This is a genomic window from Allobosea sp. 05T433 (assembly GCF_056396065.1).
In genome coordinates, this window is the sequence record NZ_JBFTKS010000002.1 from 93,273 (window position 1) to 117,670 (window position 24,398).

General features: G+C 66.1%; 18 protein-coding genes and 1 pseudogene. 8 read left to right on the forward strand and 11 right to left on the reverse strand.

Translation table 11 applies throughout. The features are described from left to right. Nucleotides 1-42: 42 nt before the first annotated feature. Entirely contained in the window at nt 43-1,326 is a 1,284-nt protein-coding gene (locus AC1DGP_RS02595; RefSeq protein WP_441504536.1) for an NAD(P)/FAD-dependent oxidoreductase, read from the forward strand. A gap of 97 nt (nt 1,327-1,423) precedes the next feature. Here AC1DGP_RS02595 and AC1DGP_RS02600 read toward each other — a convergent pair whose 3' ends face one another. Further along, entirely contained in the window at nt 1,424-5,440 is a 4,017-nt protein-coding gene (locus AC1DGP_RS02600; RefSeq protein WP_441504537.1) for an ATP-binding protein, read from the reverse strand. A 189-nt stretch (nt 5,441-5,629) separates the two neighbouring features. Here AC1DGP_RS02600 and AC1DGP_RS02605 point away from each other — a divergent pair, with 189 nt between their 5' ends. Next, the gene (locus AC1DGP_RS02605; RefSeq protein ID WP_441504538.1) at nt 5,630-10,114 is read left to right on the forward strand and encodes an autotransporter domain-containing protein; all 4,485 of its coding nucleotides are present in this window, start codon (nt 5,630-5,632) and stop codon (nt 10,112-10,114) included. Between the two features lie 126 nt (nt 10,115-10,240). On the opposite strand, the gene AC1DGP_RS02610 is transcribed toward AC1DGP_RS02605, so the two are convergent. From AC1DGP_RS02610 to AC1DGP_RS02620, 3 genes are all read right to left on the reverse strand, one after another. Then, nucleotides 10,241-10,915 (reverse strand): phosphoribosylanthranilate isomerase, encoded by a 675-nt coding sequence (locus AC1DGP_RS02610; protein ID WP_441504539.1) that lies wholly within the window; start codon nt 10,913-10,915, stop codon nt 10,241-10,243. Nucleotides 10,916-11,037: 122 nt separating this feature from the next. Beyond that, nucleotides 11,038-11,655 (reverse strand): GyrI-like domain-containing protein, encoded by a 618-nt coding sequence (locus AC1DGP_RS02615; protein ID WP_441504540.1) that lies wholly within the window; start codon nt 11,653-11,655, stop codon nt 11,038-11,040. 301 nt (nt 11,656-11,956) lie between these two features. After that, on the reverse strand, nt 11,957-13,744 hold the full coding sequence (locus tag AC1DGP_RS02620; protein WP_441488441.1) for a peptide ABC transporter substrate-binding protein: 1,788 nt from the start codon (nt 13,742-13,744) through the stop codon (nt 11,957-11,959). 514 nt (nt 13,745-14,258) lie between these two features. Between AC1DGP_RS02620 and AC1DGP_RS02625 the strand changes: the two genes are divergently transcribed. Next, nucleotides 14,259-14,975 carry a carbonic anhydrase gene (locus AC1DGP_RS02625; RefSeq protein WP_441504541.1) on the forward strand — a complete coding sequence of 239 codons (717 nt, stop codon included), beginning with the start codon at nt 14,259-14,261 and terminating at the stop codon, nt 14,973-14,975. A 142-nt stretch (nt 14,976-15,117) separates the two neighbouring features. Here the strand turns inward: AC1DGP_RS02625 and AC1DGP_RS02630 are convergent, their stop codons facing one another. The 4 genes from AC1DGP_RS02630 to AC1DGP_RS02645 are packed head-to-tail and all read right to left on the reverse strand — an operon-like array spanning nt 15,118 to nt 19,167. After that, nucleotides 15,118-16,467, reverse strand: a complete 1,350-nt coding sequence (locus tag AC1DGP_RS02630) for an LLM class flavin-dependent oxidoreductase (RefSeq protein WP_441504542.1) — start codon at nt 16,465-16,467, stop codon at nt 15,118-15,120. 23 nt (nt 16,468-16,490) lie between these two features. Beyond that, a complete protein-coding gene (locus tag AC1DGP_RS02635) occupies nt 16,491-17,234 on the reverse strand; it encodes an ABC transporter ATP-binding protein (RefSeq protein WP_441504543.1) in 744 nt (247 codons plus the stop codon). After that, entirely contained in the window at nt 17,231-18,115 is an 885-nt protein-coding gene (locus tag AC1DGP_RS02640) for an ABC transporter permease (protein WP_441504544.1), read from the reverse strand. The genes AC1DGP_RS02635 and AC1DGP_RS02640 overlap by 4 nt, the downstream gene beginning before the upstream one ends. Before the next feature lie 8 nt (nt 18,116-18,123). After that, nucleotides 18,124-19,167: a PhnD/SsuA/transferrin family substrate-binding protein gene (locus tag AC1DGP_RS02645; RefSeq protein ID WP_441504545.1), complete on the reverse strand. Its 1,044-nt coding sequence runs from the start codon at nt 19,165-19,167 to the stop codon at nt 18,124-18,126. A gap of 405 nt (nt 19,168-19,572) precedes the next feature. Between AC1DGP_RS02645 and AC1DGP_RS02650 the strand changes: the two genes are divergently transcribed. Beyond that, on the forward strand, nt 19,573-20,049 hold the full coding sequence (locus AC1DGP_RS02650; protein ID WP_441504849.1) for a CYTH domain-containing protein: 477 nt from the start codon (nt 19,573-19,575) through the stop codon (nt 20,047-20,049). A 147-nt stretch (nt 20,050-20,196) separates the two neighbouring features. On the opposite strand, the gene AC1DGP_RS02655 is transcribed toward AC1DGP_RS02650, so the two are convergent. Continuing rightward, nucleotides 20,197-20,529, reverse strand: a complete 333-nt coding sequence (locus AC1DGP_RS02655) for a hypothetical protein (RefSeq protein ID WP_441504546.1) — start codon at nt 20,527-20,529, stop codon at nt 20,197-20,199. Nucleotides 20,530-20,848: 319 nt separating this feature from the next. Here AC1DGP_RS02655 and AC1DGP_RS02660 point away from each other — a divergent pair. The 3 genes and pseudogenes from AC1DGP_RS02660 to AC1DGP_RS02670 all read left to right on the forward strand — a co-directional run bounded on the left by AC1DGP_RS02660 (nt 20,849) and on the right by AC1DGP_RS02670 (nt 22,299). Then, nucleotides 20,849-21,839 (forward strand): annotated as a pseudogene (locus tag AC1DGP_RS02660) (aldo/keto reductase). A 32-nt stretch (nt 21,840-21,871) separates the two neighbouring features. Further along, nucleotides 21,872-22,063, forward strand: a complete 192-nt coding sequence (locus AC1DGP_RS02665) for a hypothetical protein (RefSeq protein ID WP_441504547.1) — start codon at nt 21,872-21,874, stop codon at nt 22,061-22,063. A gap of 23 nt (nt 22,064-22,086) precedes the next feature. Next, nucleotides 22,087-22,299 carry an MFS transporter gene (locus tag AC1DGP_RS02670; protein ID WP_441504850.1) on the forward strand — a complete coding sequence of 71 codons (213 nt, stop codon included), beginning with the start codon at nt 22,087-22,089 and terminating at the stop codon, nt 22,297-22,299. Here the strand turns inward: AC1DGP_RS02670 and AC1DGP_RS02675 are convergent. Next, the gene (locus AC1DGP_RS02675) at nt 22,296-22,970 is read right to left on the reverse strand and encodes a LuxR C-terminal-related transcriptional regulator (RefSeq protein WP_441504548.1); all 675 of its coding nucleotides are present in this window, start codon (nt 22,968-22,970) and stop codon (nt 22,296-22,298) included. The two genes, AC1DGP_RS02670 and AC1DGP_RS02675, sit on opposite strands and share 4 nt — an antisense overlap. Before the next feature lie 322 nt (nt 22,971-23,292). Between AC1DGP_RS02675 and AC1DGP_RS02680 the strand changes: the two genes are divergently transcribed. Further along, nucleotides 23,293-23,418 carry a hypothetical protein gene (locus tag AC1DGP_RS02680; RefSeq protein WP_441504549.1) on the forward strand — a complete coding sequence of 42 codons (126 nt, stop codon included), beginning with the start codon at nt 23,293-23,295 and terminating at the stop codon, nt 23,416-23,418. 197 nt (nt 23,419-23,615) lie between these two features. On the opposite strand, the gene AC1DGP_RS02685 is transcribed toward AC1DGP_RS02680, so the two are convergent. Beyond that, complete coding sequence (locus tag AC1DGP_RS02685; RefSeq protein WP_441504550.1) at nt 23,616-24,398, reverse strand: DUF4344 domain-containing metallopeptidase; 783 nt, start codon at nt 24,396-24,398, stop codon at nt 23,616-23,618.

Sequence of the window (24,398 nt, forward strand, 5' to 3'; positions counted from 1 at the left end):
GCACCAAGCCATTCACGGACCTGACAGAGCGGAGCCGATTCAATGCTGGGGGACAAGCGTTCGCACGGGCTCTGGGAACTCTCAGCCCCTCCTGCCCCGCCGACCACGGTCCTGGGCGAAGCCGCATCCGCCGACGTCGCCATCGTCGGCGCCGGCTATACCGGGCTCTCGGCGGCGCTCCATCTCGCCAGGGGCGGCAAGAAGGTCATGGTTCTGGAGGCGGTCGAGATCGGCTTCGGCGCATCCGGCCGCAACTCGGGCTTCGTCAATGCCGGTCTCTGGGTGATGCCCGACGACCTGATCGCCACGCTCGGCCCGGTTCATGGCAACCGCCTGATCGCACTGCTCGGCGAAGCGCCGCGCGAGGTCTTCGCGCTCACGGAACGCTATGGCATGGAATGCCAGACCGACCATCGCGGAACCTATCATTGCGCCGTCGGCGCAAGCGGCCTGAAGCAGCTTCAGGCCCGCCAGGCGCAGTGGAGCAAGCTCGGCGCCAAGGTCGAGCTGTTGAGTGCCGACGATACGCAGGCGAGGACCGGGGCTGCGGGCTATACCGGCTCGCTGTTCGACCCGCGCGCCGGCACGATCCAGCCGCTCGCCTATGCGCGCGGCCTGGCGGGCGCCGCGATGACCGAAGGCGCGATCATCCACACCGGCAGCGCGGTGACCGGCTTCGAGCGCAGCGGCAACGCCTGGCTGGTCAAGACCGCCGGCGGCAGCGTCAGCGCCGACTGGCTCATCCTGGCGACCGACGCCTATTCGACCGGCGCGACCGCCAACATCCGCGAGGAGCAGGTGCATCTGCCCTATTTCCACGTCTCGACGGCTCCGCTCGGCCACAATATCCGCAAGACCATCCTGCCGCAGGGCGGCGCGGGCTGGGACACCAAGACCATCTTGAGCGGGTTCCGGCTCGATGCGGAGGGGCGCCTGATCGTCGGCAGCGTCGGCGCATTGCGCGGGACGGGCTTGAGCGTTCATCGCGCCTGGGTGAAGCGGCATATCCGGAAGCTGTTTCCGCAACTTGGCGAATTCGAGCTCGAAACGGAATGGTACGGCAAGATCGGCATGACGCCGGATCACCTGCCGCGGCTGCACAGCTACGGACCGAACGCGATCGGGTTCAGCGGCTACAACGGCCGCGGCATCGCGCCGGGCACCGTCTTCGGGCGCGAACTTGCCCGGCTCATCCTTGGCGAGATCGATCTCGCCGGCATGCCCTTGCCGGTATCCGAACTCGCCATCCCGGCCTTCCGGGGCGTCAGGGAGGCCTATTACGGGGTCGGCGCGCAAGTGGCGCATCTCCCGATCGCACCGGCCTGAACCACGCAGTCGCGCCATCGGCGAGATCGCGCGGTCGCGATGCAGTGCCTCCACGCTGCCAGGCCTTCATGCCGTGAGCCGGCCCCGAGGCCGCCCGCTATGGCAACTGATCCGCCGCCTCATTGGCCTGATCCAGCCAGAAGCGCATGCCCATCTCGCGGTACATCGTCGTGGCGATCTCGAGCTGGTTGCGAGCCTCGGCCGGCCGGCCTGCGCGCAGGTGCAGATGTCCGAGGCCATGATGGCAGCGCGCCACAAGCGAGCCCAGTCCAAGTTCCGTCGCGAGCGCGAGCGCCTCGCGGTAGTGAATTTCGGCCTGTCCTATGGATTCGGTGCGGACCAGAACGTCGCCAAGCAGATGGAGGGCCCCTGCCTCGCCACGACGTTGACCATTCTCCCGCGCCGTGGCCAGAGCCCGTCCAGCATATCTGAGAGCGTCCGCATGCTGGCCGGCGAGCAAATGCGCATCCCCGAGGGGCACCAGGAACAGGGCCTGGCCAAAGCGATGCCCCATGGCTTCCAGAGCGCTCAGCGCCTGCTCCAGCAGAGGCAGGCCTCGCTCGGTCTGCCCCAGCAGGGCATAGGCATAGCCGAGCGTGCCCGTACTGCCCGCGGCCATGAAGGGCAGGTCGAACTCGCGGGCCACGACGCAAGCGCGCTCCAACCGCGTTATGGCTTCGGCGAACTCGCCGCGAATGACCAGGAGGTCGGCGAGACACCAATAGGCGATCGTCAGGCCGAGCGGATCATCGACCGCCAGCGCGATGCGAATGCCCTCCTCGCCATGCAGGATGCCCTGCTCGAACCTGCCTTGCTCGGCATGGATCCGCGCCAGGAAAGCACGGACCGTCACGGCTGGATATCCAGCGAGACCAAATCGCTCGAAGCGGGGCTGACGATCGAGCAACTCCAGCGCTCGCACGAAGAGCGGCTCGACCTGGGGGAACTCAAGCGTCGAGAAGCAGGCCGTCCCGAGAAACAGGGTCGCCGCCATCTGGAGTGGGACGTCGCCAAGCGAATCCGCCAGCGCCAGCGCCTGCTGGCCAAAACCCGCGGCTTCCGCGGAATCGCCGCCCAGCGCCAGGGTCTGGCACATATGGAAGGCGAACCGCGCCAGGCGGTGTTGATCGTCCAGGCGTCTGGCCAGGCTTTCGGCCTCGCGAAGATGGCCGATGATGCGCTCGAACTGTCCGAGCGGAAGAAGCGATGCCTTCGATTCGAACCGGAGATCGATGGCCTGCTCGTGCGTCTCCCGGGTCTCGGGGAGTGTGGCCAGAACACGCAAGGCCTGCTCGAAGAACCCGGCGGCCTCGCGGTTGGCCCAGCGCGCCTGCGCCAGCCGGGCTGCCTTGACCCAGTAGCCGACCGCCTCGCCCCCGAGCCCGGCTTCCGTGAAATGGTGAGCGACGAGCTCGGGCTGGTCTTCGACCCAGGCCTGGAACTGATCGATCAGCGTCCGGGCGATCGTCGCATGCAGGTCGCGTCGCCGGCTCCTGAGCATCGTGGCATAGGCAGCATCCTGCACGAGCGCGTGCTTGAAGACGTAGCCTTGCCCTGACGATGCACTGCGGCGCGAGACGAGGCCGGATTCCAGCAGCCGCGCGAGCGCTGTCTCGAGCTCCGCGGAGGCAAGACCCGACACCGCAGCGATCAGCTCGTGCGAGAACTCCCGTCCGATCGCGGCGCCGATCATGGCTGCGTCCCTTGCCGGGCCGAGCAGGTCGAGCCGGGCCACCAGCGCGGCCTGCAGCGTCGTCGGGATCGCCACTGACGGCAGGGGCCCGTCGAGGACCCAGCCGTCCCCGGTCTGACGCAACAGCCCGCTTTCAAGGAGCGAGCGTGTCAGTTCCTCGATGAACAGCGGCACGCCATCCGCCCGCGACAGAATCTGGCCGATGACAGCATTGGGGAGCGCCCTGTCCCCGGCGACGCCGCGCATGATGCCGGTGCTGTCGCCCGGGCCAAGGCGGCTGAGCGACAGCGCAGTGACATGTGGCTGGTCGAGCCAGCCGGGCTGGAATTGGGGCCGGCAGGTGACCAGCAGCAGCAGAGGCAGCCGGGCGGCGCGGCTCACCAGGCGCTCGAGCAGATCGAGCGACGACGGATCGAGCCAGTGCGCATCCTCGAACAGGATCAGGACCGGCTTCCCGGCTGCGGCGCGCTCGATCCGGTCGAGGAGCAGACCGAGCGTCATCTCGCGCTTCTGCTGCGGACTGGCCGCCAGCGGGGGGTAGCGGTCCTCCAGCGGCACTCCGGTCAGCTCGGCAAGGAGCGCCACGTCGCGCGGCATATCGAGCGATGTCGGCGCGAGCAACGCCTCCAGCCTGTCGAGCCTCGCGCCGGCGCTGTCGTCGGGGCTGAAGCCGGCATCCTGCTGGACACGGGCAATGAACGGATGCAGCGGGCTCTGTGCAAGATGCGGAGCACAGGAATAGCGCAGGAGGGAATCGGGCCCGGAGCCGGTCCGGGCCGGCACGCTCTCGGCCAGGCGCGACTTGCCGATGCCAGGCTCGCCCGAGATCAGAACGACACGCCCTTCCCCCGCACCGGCCTGATCCCACCGGCGAAGCAGCAGCGCGATCTCTTCCTCGCGGCCGATGAGCGGGCTGAGAACGGCGCCGCGCCGTGCATCGAAGCGGCTCACCCCGGCGATCTCGCCAAGGACCTGCCACGCTTCAAGAACCTGCCATGCTTCAAGGACCTGCCATGCTTCCGGCTGTTGCGCGTCGCTGCGGACCGCGGGCGCCCGGCAGGCGAACTGCCGACCCACAAGCTGCTGCGTGCTCGCGGCAATGACGACTTCGCCCCCTGCCGCACTGCCCTGCAGACGCGCCGCCAGGGCCGGGGCCTCGCCCGTCGCGACATGCTGCCGATTCTTGTCCGCTGTCGATTTCTCCCCGACGACGACGAGCCCGGTGGCGATGCCGACGCTCGCCTGCAGCGCCCCGGCCAACGGCGCGGCCAGGCTGCCGATGGCGGCAAGGAGAGCAAGGCCGGCGCGCACGGCGCATTCGGCATCATGCTCATGGGCGGCCGGATAGCCGAAATACACGACAACGCCATGGCCCTGGTAATGGGCGACGAAGCCGCCAAATCGCGCCGCGACATCGGCGACGGTCGCGTGGAAGGCGGCGATCAGATCGTGGATATCTTCGGGATCGGGGCTCGCTGAGGGGCTGATCGCGCCGACCAGATCGCAAACCAGGATCGTCAGTTGGCGCTGCTCCAGAGCATCCGGGCGAAGCCCCTTCGTCGGGGCCTCGCCGTCTCGCGCCGCCACGATCCCTGCTGCGACAGGCGGTTCTACTGTCCCGGAAGCTGTGGGATGCCGTTCGCCGCTCGCGCGCGGCGCGCTTGCAACACTTGGCACACTTGGCGGCGCTGCGCTGCGAAGCTCAGCTGCCAGCGCCTGCGTGACCGCATCGGGCGCCGCGCCGAGCTCGCGCCTCAGCAGCGCTGTGAGATCCTGATAATGCCTGAGCGCCTCGGCCTTGCGTCCCATCGCGACGAGCGCCTGGAGGGCGACCCGATGCGCATCCTCACGCAGGGCATTCACCTGGATGGCCCGATGAGCCGCCTTGAGCGCAGCCTCCTCGTTCCCCGCCCGCATCGCGTCCTGGCTCTCGCTGACCATGGCGTCGAGCGCCAGGCCTTCGAGGCGTCCTCGCAGCGAGGCGCGCCAACTCAGCCACGCGTCTTCTTCGATATTCAGGTCGGCCAGAAACGAACCCCGGTGGAGATCGGCGGCCGCGGCGAGCGACGCAGCCCCTCCCTCGGTGATCAACGCCTCGAAGCGAACAGCATCGCAATCGATCGCGCCGGGCGCGAGCCAGACCTCGTCGTCGGTACTGACGAGCGTTTCCTGGCCTAAAATCCGACGCAGCCGAAAAATCGCCTGCCGCAGGTTCTGTCGGGCCTGTGTCTCGAAATGCGAGCCCCACAGCAGGTGGGCCAGCCTTTCACGCGGCTGGGGTTGAGGCGCCGTGCAGGCCAGATAGGCCAACAAACCCGACAGTTTCCGGCTCGGCAGCCGGACGATGCCATCGCGCGTTGCCAGCTCGAATCGTCCGAGCAGCGAGAGACGAAAATGGGGAAGAGCGACACCGTCCTTCATTCTGCCGGCAACACGAACAGGTCGATCCTTCTCGAAAAGCACAGATTCTGCCCGGCGCGAACGCAGAGGCAGGCAGAATTAACGCTCGTGTCACGGTGCAATAACGGCCTGACGACGGCGCACGAACTTAAACAATAGCCAGAGATTGCTGCGCCGGACAGCGATGTTTTGCATGCATGAGACGGACTGATGACATCGACCTTGTTGACCAACGCATCGCGCGGTTTGCGCCGCGGGCGGCTCTTGTCCACCACCGCGTTGGCTGGATTGGTCCTGATGTTTCCGGGCGCGGGCAGCTACGCCCAGACCCTCGTGACGGATGGCATTTTGGTCGTGAGCTCCGACGCTCAGCTCGGCGCCGATACCGTCACCGTCGACAATTCGACCAACAAGAATGCCACGCTGCAGATCAATGCCGGCGTCAGCATCGGCAACGAGATCACCGTCAACAACGGTGGCACGCTGAGCAATGCGGGCACCCTTTCGCGCCTGGCTGCGGGGCAGGTTGGCGTGCTGTCCATGGCAGGGGGCGCCACGGTGCATAACCTGCAAGGCGCAACGATATCCGGGCAAACGCAAGGCGTGTTGGTGCACGGAGGCGGCACGCTGACCAATACCGGCGGCACGATCACCGGTGCGACGCTCGATGGGGCGTCGTTCGGCGGAGACGCGACGGTCACGAACACGCAGGGCGGAACGATCAGGGGCAAGCGAGCCGGCGTGCTTGTTTTCGGAAACGGAACAGTGACCAACACCGGAGGCACGATCATTGGCACCGACGTTTCCGGCGTGCAAATCGACACAGGAACGATCTCGAATACGCTGGGCGGAACCATCACGGGCCGGGACAGCGGCGTGACGGTGACTGCCGGCGGCACGATCATCAATGGTGCCGGCTCGACGATCGAGGCCGCGCTGGGGGCCCTGGCGGTGAGCTCGGTCATCGGAAACGTCTCGCTCAGCAATGCGGGCAAGCTGATCGGGCACGTGGCCCTGCGCTCCAACGCCAATGGCGATGAAATCCACGATGTCACGCTGTTCACAGGCTCCAGCATCACGGGCAATCTGAGCTTCGGCGCCAATGCCGCCTCCACGCTGACGCTGGATGGCACCGGCACGCAGCTCTATTCGGCGGCCGTCGGCGGCACGACCAGCTTCAGCGCCGGCACGCTTATCAAGCAGGGCAGCGGCACCTGGACGCTGGACAAGGCGATGACGCGCAGCGGCGCCACGCAGGTCAAAGCCGGAACCCTGGCGGTCGCCAATAATGCGGGCCTGGGCAGCGGCTCCGTCACGGTGGACAACAGCGGCGCTCTCGGCGCCACGCTGAAGATCAATGCGGGCATCAGCATCGGCAACGAAGTCATCGTCAACAACGGTGGCACCCTGAACAACGCTGGCACCATTTCGCGAACGGCTGCAGGGCAGGTCGGCGTGCTGTCCACCGCGGGCGTCGCCACGGTGGTCAACGCAGCCACCGGGCGGATCGAGGGGGATTATGTCGGCGTGCAGCTCGGTGATGGCGGCACGGTGACCAACCAAGGCGGCACCATCACAGCCGTGAGCCACGGCGTGCTGCTCGACAAAGGTGGCGACGTGAGCAATCTCGGCGCCACGAGTGTTATCCGCGCCAGCGGCACTGATGGCCTCGGCGTGTTCATCAATACAGACGGCACTGTGACCAACGGGACCGGCGCGAGCATTGCCGGCGGGTTGGGCGGCGTCCGCATCTGGGGTGCCGGCACGGTGACCAACACCGGCGGCACCATCAGCGTGACCGCGGACAACCAGGGTCACGGCGTGGAGATCGTCGTCGGCCAGGGCACCGTCACCAACGAGGGCGGCGGCAGGATMACGGGCAAGCTCTACGGGGTGAGCTTTGCCGATGGCGGGACGGTGACCAACACGGCAAGCTCGATCATCGCCGACGGGACAGATGCCCTTGCCGCGGGCGTGGGCATCAGCGGCGGGGCGGGCACGGTCACCAATACCGGGTCGGGCAGCCTCATCAAGGGCCCCTCGGCGGGGGTCCGTCTGATCAATGGAGGCACGGTGACCAACGGCGCTGGCGCCACCATCGAGGGCACGGCATCGGTGCAGGCTATCGGCGGCAACACCGCGCTCAGCAATTCCGGCGCACTGAAAGGCAATGTGGCGCTGCGCGCCGCGGGCACCAACACGGTCACGCTGTTCACCGGATCCAGCATCACGGGCAACCTGGGTATCGGCACCAACGCAGCCTCCACGCTGACGCTGGATGGCGCGGGCACTCACCTTTACTCGGCGGCCGTCGGCGGCACGACCAGCCTCAGCACCGGCGCACTCGTCAAGCAGGGCAGCGGCACCTGGACACTGGACAAGGCCCTGACGCGCAGCGGCATGACCCAGGTCAAGGCCGGGACGCTGGTGGTCGCCAATACGTCAGGCCTCGGCTTCGGCGGCAACGCGACGATATCGGGCGGCAGGCTGCAATTCGGTGACGGCGCAGCGGCTGGAACCTACACTCTCGCCGGCACGATCGACGTGACCGGTGGCAGCCTGGCGATCCAAAACCTGGCGGCGGTGAAGGTCGCGCAGGATGTCCGCTTTGCCAATGACACGGCATTGTCGATCATCGCTTCCACCGGCGGTCCCTTGCTGCAGGCCGAACGCGTCACGCTCGGCAGCAATGTCGCCTTCAACCTCAGCGGCATCAGCGACGCGAACGGCCTGGACAAGCTCCTGATCGATACGCGCTCGGGCCTCAGCGGCGACTTCGGCACGGTCACGGTCGGCGGCTTCCATGGGACGGTGGACTATCTGACGCTGGCGACCCGGAAGTCGGACGACAGCAAGCACTATCTCGCCAGCTATGGCTTGAGCTGGACTGCGGGCAATTCTCGCGCGCATGGCACGTTCACGCTGACCAATGCTGCCGACAGGTTCGATATGGGCGCAGCGCTGAGCGACCGGGCGCCCAATGCCGCAACCGGCTGGGACGGCAGATCCCTGACCAAGGCGGGCGCCGGCACGCTCGTGCTCACGGGCGCCAACACCTTTACCGGCGCAACCACGGTCAATGCCGGCACGCTCGTCGTCAACGGCTCGACCGCGAGTGCGACGACCGTGAATGGCGGTGGCACGCTCGGCGGCTCGGGCACGATCGGCGGCCTTGCCGTGATGAGCGGCGGCACGGTCGCGCCCGGCAACTCGATCGGCACGCTGACCATTGCCGGCAATGTCGCCTTCGCCGTCGGCTCGACCTATCAGGTCGAAATCAATGCGGCCGGACAGAGCGACCGGATCAATGCGTCGGGCATTGCGACACTGTCGGGCGGCGCCGTCCAGGTCCTGGCAGAGAACGGCAATTACGCGGCCTCGACGAACTATACCATCCTGACGGCGGGCGGCGGCGTCAGCGGGCGGTTCACCGGCGTCAGCTCGAACCTCGCCTTCCTGACGCCCTCGCTGGCTTATGACGCGCAGAACGTCACGCTGACGATGAGCCGCAACGGCACGTCGTTCGGGCCGGGCGGCGGCGGAGCCTTCATCGCCTTGACGCGCAACCAGAGCGGGATCGCGGTCGCGGCGGAACGGCTGGGTGCCGGCAATCGGATCTATGACAGCTTGATCTCGGCGACAGCCGATGAGGCGCGCGCCGGTTTCGACCAGCTCTCGGGCGAGGCCCATGCCCAGGGCGTCGCGGTCGCGATCGCCGAAAGCCGGCTGCTCCGCGAGGCGATCCTCGGGCGCCTGCGCGGGCCGCTGCTGGTGGCGCCAGGCCAGAGCGTCGCGGCGGAGTTCACGGCCGATCTGCCGAACGCGAAGGGCGCAATCATGCTGCCAGCGCCGCGCTTCGAGGAGCGCTTCACCATCTGGGGCGAAGCGGTCGGAGCACAAGCGAACACCAATGGCGACGGCAATGCGGCGAGCCTCTCCCAGCGCACCGGCGGCGCCATCCTCGGCGCCGACCTCAAGCTCTACGAGACGGCGGCGGGCTCGCTTCGGGTCGGCGTTGCCGGCGGCTACACCCGCTCGAATTTCGATGTCGACGCCAGGCTGTCCTCCGGCCGGTTGGAGAGCGGCCATGCCGCACTCTATGCCGGCGCCCGCCTCGGCGCATGGCGGCTCGATGGCGGCCTGGGATATTCGTTCGGCGAAACCAGCCTGACCCGCCAGGTGCAGCTCCGCGGCTTTGGTGACAGGCTGCGCTCGGATCGCGACAGCCAGGTGGCCCAGGCCTTCGCTGAGCTGGGCTATGCCTTCCGTTTCGAGCAGTTTGCCCTCGAGCCCTTCGCCCAGCTCGTCCTGCTCCGGGTCTCATCCGGCTCCGGCCTCGAGCAGGGCGGCGCGGCCGCACTGCGCGTCTTCTCCGGCGACCAGAATCTCGGCTTCACGACCTTGGGCCTGCGCGCCGAGGCGCAGATCGGCACGATGCCGCTCTTCGCCCGCGGCCTGCTCGGCTGGCGCCATGGCTTTGGCGAGCTGACGCCGCGAGCAGCCACGGCCTTCCTTGCCGGCACGACCCCGGCCTCGGTCTACGCGACGGCCATCGATCGCAATGCGCTGGTCGCCGAAGCCGGGCTCGACTGGCGCGCCACCGCCTCGACCACGGTCGGGATCACCTACTCCGCTGCCATCGGCGAGCGAACCCGCGATCACGCCCTCAAGGGACGCATCGACATCAGGTTCTGAAGGCGAGCGCAGGCCGGTTCCGGCGCCGTGGGTCGCGCGGCCGTGCCAGGCGCCGGGAAACGAGATGGGCCTTTTGCGCGGGGGCAGGATGCCCGGGTTGGCCAAGCGCGCCCCGCGCGCCCGCCTCTAGGCCGGGTTCAGAGCGTCATCCGCCTTCCGCACGGCCAAGGCAAAATCCGCCAACTTGACCGGGTCGAGCTGGCCTGCTGTCCGGACGCCCGAAGACAGATCCACGCCGAACGGCCTGACCTGTCGGATGGCAGCGCCGACATTTGCCGGGGTAAGCCCGCCCGCGAGGAACACCGGCAGAGGGCTGGCATCGACGAATTCGGCGCTGATCGCCCAGTCATGCGGGCGCCCGGTGCCGCCCAGTTCCGGCGTCGCTGCGTTCGGACTCCCTGAATCGAGCAGGAAGGCGTGAACATACGGGCTGTAGGCCTGGATCATCTCCAGCGCTGCGCGGCTCTCGACATGGACGACCTGAACGCGGCGCAGATCAGGCTCGATCTCGGCCAGGCGGGCGGACTCCGCCGGATCGATGTTCCAGAGAATCTGGACCGTACTCGGACGCGTCCGGCGCACATGGGCCGCGATCGCCTCGGCTGTCCGCTCGACGGTCAGCAGGAATGTCGCGACGGGAGGCGGCGTGAGTGTCGTGATCGCGGCGACTGTCGGGTCCGCGACATGGCGAGGACTGGAAGGCCCCACACAATTGAAGCCAAGAGCGTCGACGCCAGCCGCTACCGCGAGGCGGGCTTCATCGGCTGACGCGATCCCGCAAACTTTGATCCGGGTTCTCATATCCCAGCAATCCGCCAAATCGGTTCATGACGCAATCTCGGCTCTTCGCCCCGCGGATAGCCTTCGTGCTCGTGGACAGCAGACATTGGCGCATGGGCAGGAGCCGATTTCCGCCCTGCCCCCTATGCCAAGGATATCACCGGCTGGCGAAGGACCGTTTTGAGCCTGGCCGCTTCAGTCTTGCGCGGATCGCTCAGATAGATTTCGTGGTGGGGGCCGTTGAAGGTCACCCCCTTGCGCGGCATCACCTCATCATGGAGCCGGGCCAGGATCGGCCCCTCCTCATCATAGCTGCCGACATGCAGGGTCTGGAGCGAGAGCCCTTCAGCATAGAATTCGTGGCGCAGGCTTTGCGGGCGCTGCCCAAGCTTTCCCTCCGTTTTGGCCACCGCCTTCTCGAACATGTCATGGGTGACGAATTCAGGAACCATAATCATCATCGTCCAGCGCCACAGGTTCTTTTGGCGGGTGATGAAGCTCCGGGGATCGTCGGTCCACCACAACCCTTCCAGCGGCGGCACCACATAGTCCCTGCCGAGCGCAGCCTTTGCGGCGAACTTCACGGCATAGCTGACCCCGTAGAGCCATTCGATCGCCGAACGGTAAGCCGGTGCGGTGTTGGGATCGCCTTCAGCGTTCACCTTCACAAACGGCATCTGCGGCACGTCGACCAAAGCGAAGTCCCCGGTGGGCGGGTCATAAAGTGGTCTGAGGGCTTTCTTGAAATCGATCTTCGCCATCCGCGTCCCCCGTTCGCTGTCACCGAAACGACTGTGCGATGACAAGGAATGGCAGCAGTCGCTCGCGGAACGGGCCCAATGTGCCCGCAGCCGGACATGGGCGTTCAGAACAGGCCAAATCTGTTCGCGTGCCAGATCTATTCGCGTGCAAGTCGGAGGCCGGCCAGATTTCATCGAAAGCCTGGTCGATGAATTCGCCGGGCCCTGCCGCAGCGGGGTCGCGACGCCGTGCGGATGCCGGCGCCGCGGATATCGGTTGCGGCCCCTCACCGAGATGTCCCGGTGAGGGGCTGCTTCGTGCTTAGTTGCGATACCAGGAAGCGAGGTTCCAGGTGTCCACGTCCCAGCCGCTGTGATCATGCGCGAGGGTCAGCGCCGCAGCGACGACCTTGGTCCGCGACAGGACCGGCAGGATCACGTTGGCCTCGCAGAAGATCTCGTTGACCTTGATCAGCAGCGCAGCGCGCTTGGCCGGGTCGAGTTCCTTCTGCGCGGCCTTGTAGGCCTCGTCAGCCGCCGGGTCGGAGTAGCGCGAGACGTTGCGGCCGAGCCACTTGTTCTCCTTGTTGGCGATTTCCCAGGACACGAACTGGTTGAGGAAACGCTCCGGATCCGGCTGCGGCTGCGTCGTGGTGTACATCTCCATGTCGACATAGAGCTTGGTGTAGGTGTCGGGGTTGGCGACGTCCGAGGAGAAGAACACGGACGCAGTCACCGACTTCAGCTCGAGATCGATGCCGGCGCGCTGGCAGGCCTGCTTGATGATGGCCTGGACCTTCTGACGCGGCGCGTTGATCGAGGTCTGGAAGACGAACTTGAGCTTCTTGCCATCCTTTTCGCGGATGCCGTCGGCACCCTTCTTCCAGCCGGCGTCGTCGAGGATCTTGTTCGCCTTCTCGAGGCTGAATTCGTATTTCAGCTTCTCCGACTTGAACTGCTTCGGCTGGTTCACGAAGCTCGCCGTCGCGATGCCGCCGCGGCCATAGATGAACTTCTGGATCGAATCGCGGTCGATCAGCAGGTTGATCGCCTGGCGCACGGCCGGATCGCTGAGCGTCGGATGCTTGGTCTTGACGCTCGAACGCTCGCCATCGACCTCGGTCCACGGGTCGGTGGTGTTCAGGGTGATGAATTCCACGTCGCCGGCCTGCGCTGCACTGATCCTGCCGCGACCACCCGTCTCCATGCGCTTGAGAACTTCGTCCTCGACCAGCGTATCCCAGGCATAGTCGTATTCGCCGGTCTGCAGCACGGCGCGCGCCGCCGAGATCGCGTCACCGCCGCCCTTGACCTCGAGCGTGTCGAAATGCGGCTTGTTCTGGACGTGGTAATTCTCGTTGCGCGTGCCGGTGAGCACGTCGCCCGGCTTGAAGTCGACGAACTTGTAGGGGCCGGTGCCGACCGGCTTCAGGTTGGCCGGAGCCTCACGCGACTTGGCGCCCTTGTACTCGCCGAAATGGTGCTTCGGGATGATCATGCCGGCGACGCCGACGAAAGCATCGGCCCAGAACGGCGTCGCTTCCTTGAAGATCACCTTGACGGTGTGGGAGTCGATCTTCTCGACCTTGATGTCCTTGTAGGCGCCGGTGGTGTAGGCGGCAGTCGCCGGATCGGCGGCATATTCCCAGGTGAAGACGACGTCATCGGCCGTGAACGGCTTGCCGTCATGCCAGGTCACGCCCTGCTTCAGCTTCCAGGTGACGCTTTTGCCGTCCTCGGAGAGGCCGCCATTGGCCTTGGTGGGAGCTTCGGCCGCGAGCTGCGGGAAGAGATTGCCCTCCTTGTCCCAGCCGGCGAGCGGCTCGTAGAAGACGCGCGAGGCGACCTGGTCCTTGGTGCCGGAGGCGAAATGCGGATTCAGCAGGGTCGGTGCCTGCCAGAGCAGGATCTTCAGCGGCCCGCCGCCGCCAGCCTTCGTCGGCTTGTATTCGATCGTTGCGTTCGCCATTGCGACGCCGTTCCAGGCGAGGATCTGGCTCGCGATCGGCGCAGTAATACCCACTGCCGCCATTCGCTGAATAAAGGAACGCCGCGAGAGGCGACCTTCCTTCAGATTGTTCACCATCCCCTGGATATCTTGACTATTCATGACTTACCCTCAGATTCATCTGACAAGAGACCGGTCAATAGATTGACCGGATCCAGCCTTCTTTTATTAAATCTAAAGCGTGACGATGCTTTGGATTCAACGCTGGTGGTAAGAGCTACAGAATTAAGCCCGGCTTAAGGCAATCGGCGAAGGTGGCGCTTAAGGTCCGCTTCCGGCACAAGCCAGATATGCGGGAGCCGCGCAGCGCGACCACGCCGGACACCGGATGCTCGCCGATCGGCCAGAAGTGGAGCGACTGCCCCCTCGCGGACCACTGAGGCCTTCAGCGGGCCGCCAGCCCGGACTCAGGACGGATGGAATGCCGCAATGGGCCGGGTTCAGGCGGGCTACCCATGAGGAAGCCCTGCAAAATCCCCACTTCGCAGTATCCCCATCCTGTAGCAGTAATAGGGCGCAGGCTGCGTCTGCGAGCCTGGCGGCAAGGATCGTGAATCGCCGCGCTCAGCGGCCGGGGCTGCGCGCCATGCAGGCCGTTCTGGAGGAGACTTCCGTCATGTGTGATCTCTGCTGCTCGCCCGCGCCCGGCCTGTCCCGCCGTGGCCTGTTTTCCGGCATGGTGGCCCTTGCCGGCGCCGCCGCCCTGCCCCGGCAAGCCTTCGCCCAGGCCGCGCCCCCGCAGAATGCGATCTCGCCCGACGAAGTGCTGAAGCGGCTGATGGAGGGCAATGCCCGCTATGCCGCGAACACCCCGACCAATCAGGATTACTCGGCCGGCCGGGCTGCCCGCGCCAGCGCCCAGTATCCGGTGGCTGCGATCCTGAGCTGCGCGGATTCGCGGGTCTCGCCGGAACTCGCCTTCGACCAGGGCCCCGGCGACCTCTTCGTGGTTCGTCTCGCCGGCAATTTCGTCAATGACGATGGCCTGGCCAGCCTCGAATATGCCGTGAAATACCTCAACACGCCGCTCGTCATGGTCCTTGGCCATTCGGGCTGTGGCGCCATCGACGCCACGATCAAGGTCGTGCGGGACAAGGCGACCCTGCCGGGCCATCTCCAGGAAATGGTGCGCGAGCTCAGGCCGGCGGTCGCGGCCGCCAAGGCCGGCAAGCCGGACGACCTCCTTGCCGCGGCGATCGCGGAAAACATCCGCCGCGGCAAACGCCGTCTCGAGACCGCCAAACCGATCCTCGCGGAGTTCGTTGCTAGCAGGAAGATCAAGGTCGTCGGGGCACATTACGAGCTGGCGAGCGGCAAGATCACGCTGCTCTGAGGCATGACCGGGGCCGGGCGGTCCCTTGCGACGTGACAAGCCCCCTCACCCGCGCCGTTGTATCGGGTTGATCGTAGCACCTCCCCAGGACCACCCGCCCGAGACAGCTCCCGTAGCGCGGTCTCGGCGCGCGCTGCGGCGATCAGGCGGATCTTTGCAGCGGCGCCTGCTGGTCGAATTGGCTCGGCACCGGATCGAGCCCCAGGCGCTGGCGTAAGGTGCCCTCGCCATACTCGGTCCGGAACAGTCCGCGCTTCTGCAGCAATGGCACGACCTCGCTGGTGAAGAGAGCGAACTGGCGCGGCAGGATCGGCGGCATGACGTTGAAGCCGTCGGCCGCGCCCGAGACGAACCAGTCCTCGATCACATCGGCGATCTGCTCGGGCGTGCCGGTCGCGGTGAAATGCCCGCGCGCTCCGGCAAGGCTGTGCAGCAACCCGCGCAGCGTCGGCCGCTCGCGCCCGACCAGGGCGGTGATCGCCTGCGCCCGGCTGCGCGAGGCCTGCACCTGCGAGGGATCGGGAAAATCGTCGACCGACAGGACCTGGTCGAGCTGCAGATGCGAGAAATCATGGCCGCCGAAGCGGTTCGACAGGCGCGACAGGCCAACTGTCGGGTGGGACAGCTCGTTCAACTCCTCCCATACCCGCTTCGCCTCGACTTCAGTCGAGCCGATCGCAGCGCTGATCCCGGGCAGGATGACGATCTGGTCGCCCCGGCGGCCGAGCACGCGGGCTTGCGTCTTGATGTCGGAATAGAAGGCAATCGCGCTCTCCTTGGTGAGATGCGCGGTGAAGATCGCCTCGGCATAGCGGGCCGCGAAAGCACGGCCATCGGTCGAGGCGCCCGCCTGGACGAAGACGGGCCTCCCCTGCGGCGAGCGCGGGATGTTCAGCGCGCCGGCAACCCCGAAATGCGTGCCGCGATGGTCGGCGCGGCGGATCCGGTCGGGCCTGGCGAAATGCCCGGTCTCGCGGTCGTCGAGGATCGCGTCCGCCGCCCAGCTGTCCCAGAGTTTCGAGGCAACCTCGACGAACTCGTGAGCCCGCTCATAGCGCTGGTCGATCCCGGCCTGCCGCTCCTGGCCAAAGTTCCCCGCGGCCGCCGGCGCCCAGGAGGTCACGATGTTCCAGCCGATGCGGCCGCCGCTGAGATGGTCGAGCGAGGCGAGCTGCCGGGCGAGATTGTAAGGCTCGCTATAGGTCGTCGAGGCCGTCGCGATCAACCCGATGCGCTCGGTCAGCGCCGAGAGTGCGCCGAGCAGGGTCAGCGGTTCGAGTTCCCCGCGCGCCGCATGTTCAAGCTCGTCGCCCAGCGCGACATGGTCGGCGAAGAAGACGGAATCGAGCTTTGCCGCCTCAGCCGCCAGCGCCAGGTCGCGGTAGTAGGCGACGTCGGTCAGCGCCCGCTGCGTCGAACCGTCGTGACGCCAGGCCGCCTCGTGATGGCCGCGACCGTTGATGAAGAGATTGAGGTGAAGTTCACGGGTCATGGGTTCGCTCTCTCGGGTGTCGGTCAGATGGGATCGGTGACGCCGAGGGCGGCGAGGAGTTCGCCACGCAGCACAGCAAAGCCCGGGTGCCTGGCGCGCGGGTGGGCCAAGGAAACCGGCTGGTCGAGGGTGATGCGTCCTTCGTCGATGACGAGCACGCGATCGGCGAGCTTGATCGCTTCGTCGACGTCATGGGTGACGAGCAGGACGGTCGGGCGATGCTGCCGGATCAGGCGGAAGAGGAGATCGTGCATCCGGATCCGCGTCAGCGCGTCGAGTGCGCCGAAGGGCTCGTCCGCCAGAAGCAGGCGCGGCTGGCGCACCAGGGAGCGGGCGAGCGCCACCCGTTGCTGTTCGCCGCCGGAAAGCGCGTTCGGCCACGCCTCCTCCCGCCCGGAGAGGCCGACATCGGCCAGCGCCTGCCGCCCGCGAGCGTCGCTGTCGGCCGCATGCAGGCCGAAGACGACATTCTGCAGCACGCTCTTCCAGGGCAGCAGCCGCGAATCCTGGAAGAGGACGGAGCGGTCGGCCGGCACCGTGAGCGTGCCCTCGCCCTCGACACCATCGTCGAGCCCGGCGATGGCGCGCAGCAACGTGCTCTTGCCCGAACCGCTCTTGCCGATGAGCGCGACGAACTCGCCCGCGGCGAAATCCAGCGAGGCGGGCCCGAGCACACTGCGGCCGGAGAAGCGGCGCGTGACGTCGCGCAGGCTGACCGCGAGGGCGTCCGGCTGCGGCAGGCGGAGCGGATGAGCCGAGGCGTTCATGACGCCAGCGCCTTGCGATAGGACAACGCCTTGCGCTCCCAGAGCCGGACGGCGAAATCGGAGCCGAGGCCGAGCACCGCATAGATCGCGAGGCCGACCACGATGATATCGGTCTGGCCATAGTCGCGGGCGCGGTTCATCAAGTAGCCGATGCCCTGGCTGGTATTGATCTGTTCGAGCACGACGAGCGCCGTCCAGCAGGTGGTCACGGCAAGTCGCAGGCCGGTGAAGAAGCCCGGCAACGCGCCGGGCAGCGCCACCTCGCGCAGGAAGGCGCTGCGCGTCAGCCCGACGCTGCGGGCGAGCTCGACATGGCGGATATCGATGCCCCGCAGCGCCGCATGGGTGTTGATATAGATCGGCACGAAGACGCTGGAGGCGATCAGGGCCACCTTCATGGCCTCGCCGATCCCGAGCCAGAGGATCGCGAGCGGGATCAGCGCGAGCGTCGGGATCGCCCGCTTGATCTGGACGAGGCCGTCGATCGAGGCCTCGCCGATCCGGCTGAGACCGGATGCGAGCGCCAGCAGCAGGCCGACCGCGACGCCGATGCCGAGCCCCAGATAGGCGCGCCCCGCCGATGCCAGGAAATGGTCGGCAAGCGTGCCCGATTGCAGCAGCTCGAAGCCGGTGAACAGGGCGATCGACGGCGCCGCGAGGAATTTCGGCGAGAGCCACCCCGTCAGCGAGGCGAGCTCCCAGAGAACGACCAGCGCGACCGGCCCGAACAGGATGGCGCCCGCAGGCAGGCGGCCCGGCGCCAGTTTCGGGAGCTTGCCCTGCGCGGGGGGCGTCGGGTTTGCCTGCGCCGGAACGCCCGCAATCGCGGCGAAGGGCACCGAATAGGCCGTGGCAATCAGCGCGTGGCTTTGATCGGACATGGACAGCCTCAATTGGATTTGGCGGCGATGATGTCGTCGAAGCGCAGATCGAATTCCTCGCGTGCATCGAGCCGTTTCGGCAGGTCGCCAGCCTCGTGGATGACGTCGATCAAGGCCTGCTGCTTCGGGATCAGGCTGGCGAGCAGGGGAAATTCGAAGCGCCCCTCGGCTTCGACGATCCTGCGCCCATCCGCCGGCTTGAGGTTCTGGCGCTTGACGTAATAGGCCTCGACCCAGCCCTCGGCATTCGCATGCGACCAGCGGTTGGCATCGATCCAGGCCGCCACGAACTCGCGAATGGCTGCGAGCTTGGCCGGATCGTCCAGGGCCCGCTTGCTCGCATAGAGATAGGTCAGGCTCTTCGGCAGGCGGTCATTCTGGTCCTTCGGCAGGGCGCTCGCGCCGCGATCGGCGAAATCGGCGAGATAGCGCGAGAAATGCGGCTCGTTCAGCGCCGCTACATCGACCTGCCCCGTTCGCACCGCATCCGGGAAATCGGCGGCCCGCAAGGGCACGAGCCGCACATCCTTCTTCGTCAGCCCCGCGAGCTTCAGCGCGTTGAGAACGAAGGGCTGACGGCCCGTCCCCTCGCCATAGGCGATGCTCTTGCCGCGCAGTTCCTCCAGCGAGGCGATCTTCAGCCCGGGGCGTACGGCCAGCGCGTAGTCGGTTTCGGACGAGGTGCGCGCCGCCACGATCGGAATCTGCTCGCCAGCCGCATGGGCCTGGATGGGCGGCGTGTTGCCGACGGTCGCGAGATCGAGAGCCCCCGCCCGGAAGGCTTCGAGAATGGCCGGGCCGCCGAGAAAATTGGCATAGGTCACCTGGCTCGACAGCCTGTCATGGGCGCCCGACGCCCGCATCAGGCTCTGCAGCGCCTCATTCTGATCGGCGACGACCAGCCTCGTGCCGACCGGAGCCTTCGCAAGTGGTGCGGGCTGCCCCTGGGCCGCCGCAAGACCGGGGGCGGCGACCGAAAGCAGGAGCGACATGGCCAGGATCGTGCGGCGCCTCAGCCCTTGTGTCCCTGCGGAAAGCGCATCGCTCGACATGGTTGTTCCTCACTCAGCTCGTGCCCGGCCAGGGATGAATGTCGCGACCGGCCGTCGAAATACTGGCGAAGAATCGTTCTTTTAGTCAAACAGAATGTTCTTTCTGAAATACAACGAAACGGCGAACGTCATTCTCCTGGAGCTGCGCATGCGAGAACGCTGCTGCTCGGCGAAAAATTCTGTCTCCGGGAGGACGATGACGGAGCAAAGCGTTCGCTGTTGCTGCGGAGGCACGGCCAGTATTGCGGCGGCACCGGAAAAGGGCCTTCGACGCCTGCCGGCCGAAACCCAATCCGGGATGCCGATCCGGGGTCCGGAGTGAAGCGGTGAGCTCCCCCTATGGGTTATGCCGAGAACGCCAATCAGGTTATCGCTGGTGAGACGAGACCCAACAGCGAACCGGACATGGGCACAGAGATTGAACGCAAATTCCTCGTCATCGCCGACGATTGGCGGGAGAAAGCTGGCCCGGGGCAGCCCCTGCGCCAGGGCTATCTTACGCCGAAGGGGACAACCAGCGTCCGCATCCGCTGTGCCGCCGCTGAGGCGTTCCTCACCATCAAGGGGGAGACTCATGGTCTGGCCCGCCCGGAGTTCGAATACGAAATCCCCGTCGCGGAAGCCGAGGAGATGCTGCTGACGCTGTGCATCGGCCCACCCCTCGAAAAGACGCGATACAGGGTCGAGCATGGCGGGTTGACGTGGGACGTGGATGTGTTCTCAGGCCGCCATGCAGGGCTTGTGATCGCCGAGGTCGAACTGATCGAGGCCGCTCAGCATGTCGATCTTCCGTCTTGGGTCGGACTCGAAGTCACGAATGATCCTCGCTACCGAAATGCCGCGCTCGCCGAGGGGGACGTTCTGCCTCCAGCGTCGCCATAAGTTCGCCCCTCTTCCAGCGGTGACGGGCATTTTTGGGTTTGCCGCCTTCCGCCCCCCGGAGATATCGAGGATCAGTGGCAGGCGACAGCCTTCTGCCTCTGCATCGGCTGCCCGCAAAAGCCGCAATCCGCTTTTCGGGCCGGCGCCCTAAGGCTCCCCGCCATTGGGGTTCGGCCCCTCGCCGCCTCGCCGCGGCTGATCGCCAAGGCGCTCGGCCACGGCCTCCCGAGCCTGCGCAAAGATCATCCCGACCGTCGCGACGATATCGTTGAGCAGACGAGCATCCTCTTCGATGGAGACGCCTTCAATCGTTGCGTTCTTGGCGTCGTTCAGAAACCGCTGCTCCAGGGCATCGAGACGCTCCGGCCCGCCCAGAATGGCGATCTCGACCAGGGCGTTCCTGGCGAGGCTCGCGGCACCGGCCAGCGACGCTGCCAGCGTGTTGATGAAGGCCTCTTGGCCATGGGGACCGCCGTGCATGGTTCCCTCCCGGTTGCGGGCAATGATCGCACCGAGCGAGACGCCGTGTCGAATCCAGCTGCCACTCCCAGCAGATTGCCGGAGCGGCCATCTGGGTTTGAGTTTCGCCCCGGAGCAGACCTCCACCAGCGGCGCACTCGCCGCTCCCGAAAGGTACGGCGCGTGACGAACGCGCCAGTTTAGCACGCCACGGCTCAGGCTTACTCATGAACTACGGATATGACTTCATGCGGTCTATGCCGTCTAATTGATCGATGGCGCCTCCCCTATCTTCGGCAGCACGGCGAGAGAACGCCCTTTGAACCCCGGAGAACAGGCGATGAAGTCACGTCTTCTTGGACAGAATGGCCTAGCGGTGTCGGCCCTCGGTTATGGCTGCATGGGGCTGGATTTCGGCTATGCCAACAGGCTCAGCAGGCAGGAGGGCGTCACGCTGATCCGCCAGGCGGTGGAGCGCGGCGTCACCTTCTTCGATACGGCCGAAGTCTATGGCCCCTACACCAATGAGGAGATGGTCGGGGAAGCGCTACGACCGGTCCGTGACCAGGTGGTGATCGCCACCAAGTTCGGCTTCAACTTCGTCGAGGGCAAGCAGTCCGGCCTGAACAGCCGGCCCGCGCAGATCAAGGCGGTCGCGGATGCCTCCCTCAAGCGGCTCGGCGTCGATGTCATCGACCTGTTCTACCAGCACCGTGTCGACCCCCGGCGTGCCGATCGAGGATGTCGCCGGCGCCGTCAAGGACCTGATCGCGGCCGGCAAGGTCAGGCATTTCGGGCTCTCCGAACCCGGCGCGAAGACAGCACGCCGCGCCCATGCCGTGCAGCCGATCACCGCCCTGCAGAACGAGTATTCGCTGTGGACGCGCGGCGTCGAGAGCAATGGCATCCTGGAAACCTGCGAGGAACTGGGCATCGGCCTCGTGCCCTACAGCCCGCTCGGCAAGGGTTTTCTCACCGGCGCGATGAGCAAGGACACCAAGCTCGGCGAGGGCGATTTCCGCAGCATCCTGCCGCGTTTCACTCCCGAAGCCATGGCGAAGAACCAGGCCTTGGTCGATCTCCTCCAGCGCATCGCCACCGAGAAGGGCGCGAAGCCGGCGCAGATCGCGCTCGCCTGGCTGCTCGCCCAGAAGCCCTGGATCGTGCCGATCCCCGGAACGACCAAGCTTCATCGCCTCGAGGAGAACCTTGGCGCCGTCGCGGTCGAGCTCACCGCCGCCGATCTTGCCGAGATCGAGCAGGCTGCGGCGGCGATCGCGATCGAGGGCGAGCGCTATCCCGCGCAATTGCTCGCGACCACCGGCCTTTGAGCGCCGGCAGGTCAACCGTACGGAACTGGCCCATGAGCAACGACATCGAAGCCAAGGCGCTGGCCTGCGCCGCCGCCCGGTCGCGCCCTGATGCGGCCGGCCAGCCCTGGCGGGTGCTCGGCGTGCTCAGCGTGCTGATGGGTTTCGCGTCGATCTCGACCGACCTCTATCTGCCCGCCTTGCCGGAGATGGCGCACGCGCTCTTCGCGCCGATACCGGGCTGATCGAGCTCACGGTCTCGGGTTTCCTGACCGGCTTCAGCCTCGGCCAGCTGTTCTGGGGCCCGATCAGCGACCGCTATGGCCGGTGCCGGCCGGTGGCGATCGGCCTCGTGCTCTTCGTCATCGGCTCGGCCGGTTGCGCATTCGCGGGCAGCGCCGGAGCGATGATCGGCTGGCGCATCGTCCAGGCCGTCGGCGCCATCATCTCGGGCAAGCAGATGAGATCAGGCTTCCCTTAGGAGTGGAGCCTTGTGACCGTCGCGATGGTCATCGGCGGATAGAGCCTTTGCGCGGCGAGCACCACCTCGAGGCGGTTGCGCACGTTCAGCTTGGCCATCAGGTTGGTCATGTAGCCCTTGATGGTCTTGTCGCTGAGCGACAGCTCGCGGGCAATCTCGCTGTTGCGTTTCCCAAGCAGCAGCAATTTGACGATCTGCTCCTCGCGGACGCTGAGCCTGTTGCTGATCGCCTTCTGGCGTTCGACCGCCTTGTCCTGCAAGGCACCGATCACCTTGGTCGCGAAGGCGGGTGTGACATAGACATCGCCGTGCTGCGCGGCCTGAAGCGCCTGGAACAGATCCTCGCCGGGGCTGCCTTTCAGGACATAGCCCCTTGCTCCGGCATCCAGGGCCCTGATCGCATCATCGGGGCTTGTCGAGGCTGTGAACACGATGATCTTTGTCTCGGGAGCGATCTTCAGCGCGTCCGCAATCGCCTGGAAGACATCCCCCACCATATTGAGATCGACGATCATCTCACCGGGGCGGTGCGTCCTGACGATCGAGACGATATCCTCCGCGATGTTCCCGGTCGCGGTGAGCGCGAAACCGCCCCATCGTTTGAGCAGTGCTCCGATCCCCTCCATCAACAAGGGGTGGTCGTCGACGATCGCAACCGAGCGGTCCGGCATGATCCCAGAACCTCTGTACCGTACTTCACCTCCCCAGGCCGAGCGAATGGTTGCTTAGTCAACGCTCTTTGTAAATGCTAAAAAAATCGAAACATTCTCGAACCATCATGGGCCGGAAGCGGAGCAGGAAGGCCGGGCTGGCAGGGGTTCGACCATGGCTCCGCGATTTGCCGCCCTGCTGCCCCGGCGCTGCGATGGTCAGGGCAACGATCACACCATCAGTTTGCGCCGGGATAAACTTCGAGGCGAGGATTCATCGGGATTTAGTCGCCAATCTGTACTATGATGACGGGGTGGGGACCTACTCAACGAGGGCTGCGCAATGAAAACACTCCTGATCCTGGCTATTTCAGTGGCGTTGTCTGGCGTCGGCGGATGCGCCTATTACGGCAAGGGCAAAGCACCCCCGCCCGCGCCAGCGGCAACGCCCATCGTCACCAAGGGCTGACGCCCCAAGCCAATATGTCAGAGAACGGCCGGTTCAACTGGCCGTTCTCTTCTCACAATACTTGCCTGCTTTGCTCTGCTTGCCTGAATTCTATCCCTCGATGTCTCGGCGACGGGTGCGCGAGGCCGCGCGCCTGGTGAGCCCGATGATAGGGTCCCGAGAGCCAAGCCGGGCTTCACCTTCTGCAGACAGACACTCTATTTCGGCGCGGCGGAATTCACCTGCGGATACAGCCGGGCCAGCGCCGCCTGGTCAAGATGCGGGACGAGCAGCGTCTTGAAGGCGTGGTCGACCTGTTCATATTCGACCTTGCAGCCACTGGCGCGTTCGGCCGGCAGCACGCCCTTGTCGACCAGCGCCTTGTAGCGGACGGGGTCGGAGCCATAGGCGAGGCAAAGCACGTTGTACATGCGCTGCAGCGGAGTGCTGTGAGCATCGGCGAATGTCTGCCCGTCGACCGGGCCGCCCGGCATCCGCTTGAGCTTCTTGAAGCTGTGGACGCCCGCCTCGTTGAGGTAGCAATAGACGATGCCGGCGATCAGGCCGTAGGCATCAGCCTTGTAAAGGTTGAGCTCCATGTAGGACGCAACGAAATCGGCGGCGTCCTCCTCATTCCCCAGCACCGGAATCTTGAGATAGTCGAAGATCGCGTGCCCGCCTTCGTGAAGAAACAGGTCGATGACCGGCCCGACAAGAGCATCGTTCTCACTCACCCAATCGGGCCGCTTGGGACCCCGCGCGATGTCGAGGACATACGCGACATACTCGTAGCAGATCGTGATCTCGTCATTCTCGAACCAGGCATCGATCTCGCCGTCGCAGCCCTTCGCCTTCAGCGTCAATGGCCTCGGCAGCCGGAAAAGCCGGTAGAATTCGGCCGCCTTCTCGAGTGCCTGCTTTTCACGCAGGAGATCGAGGACGGGCTGATGCGCCGGGTTCTTCGGCGCCTCGTAGGTGATGGTGACGACAGGCGCCGGCAC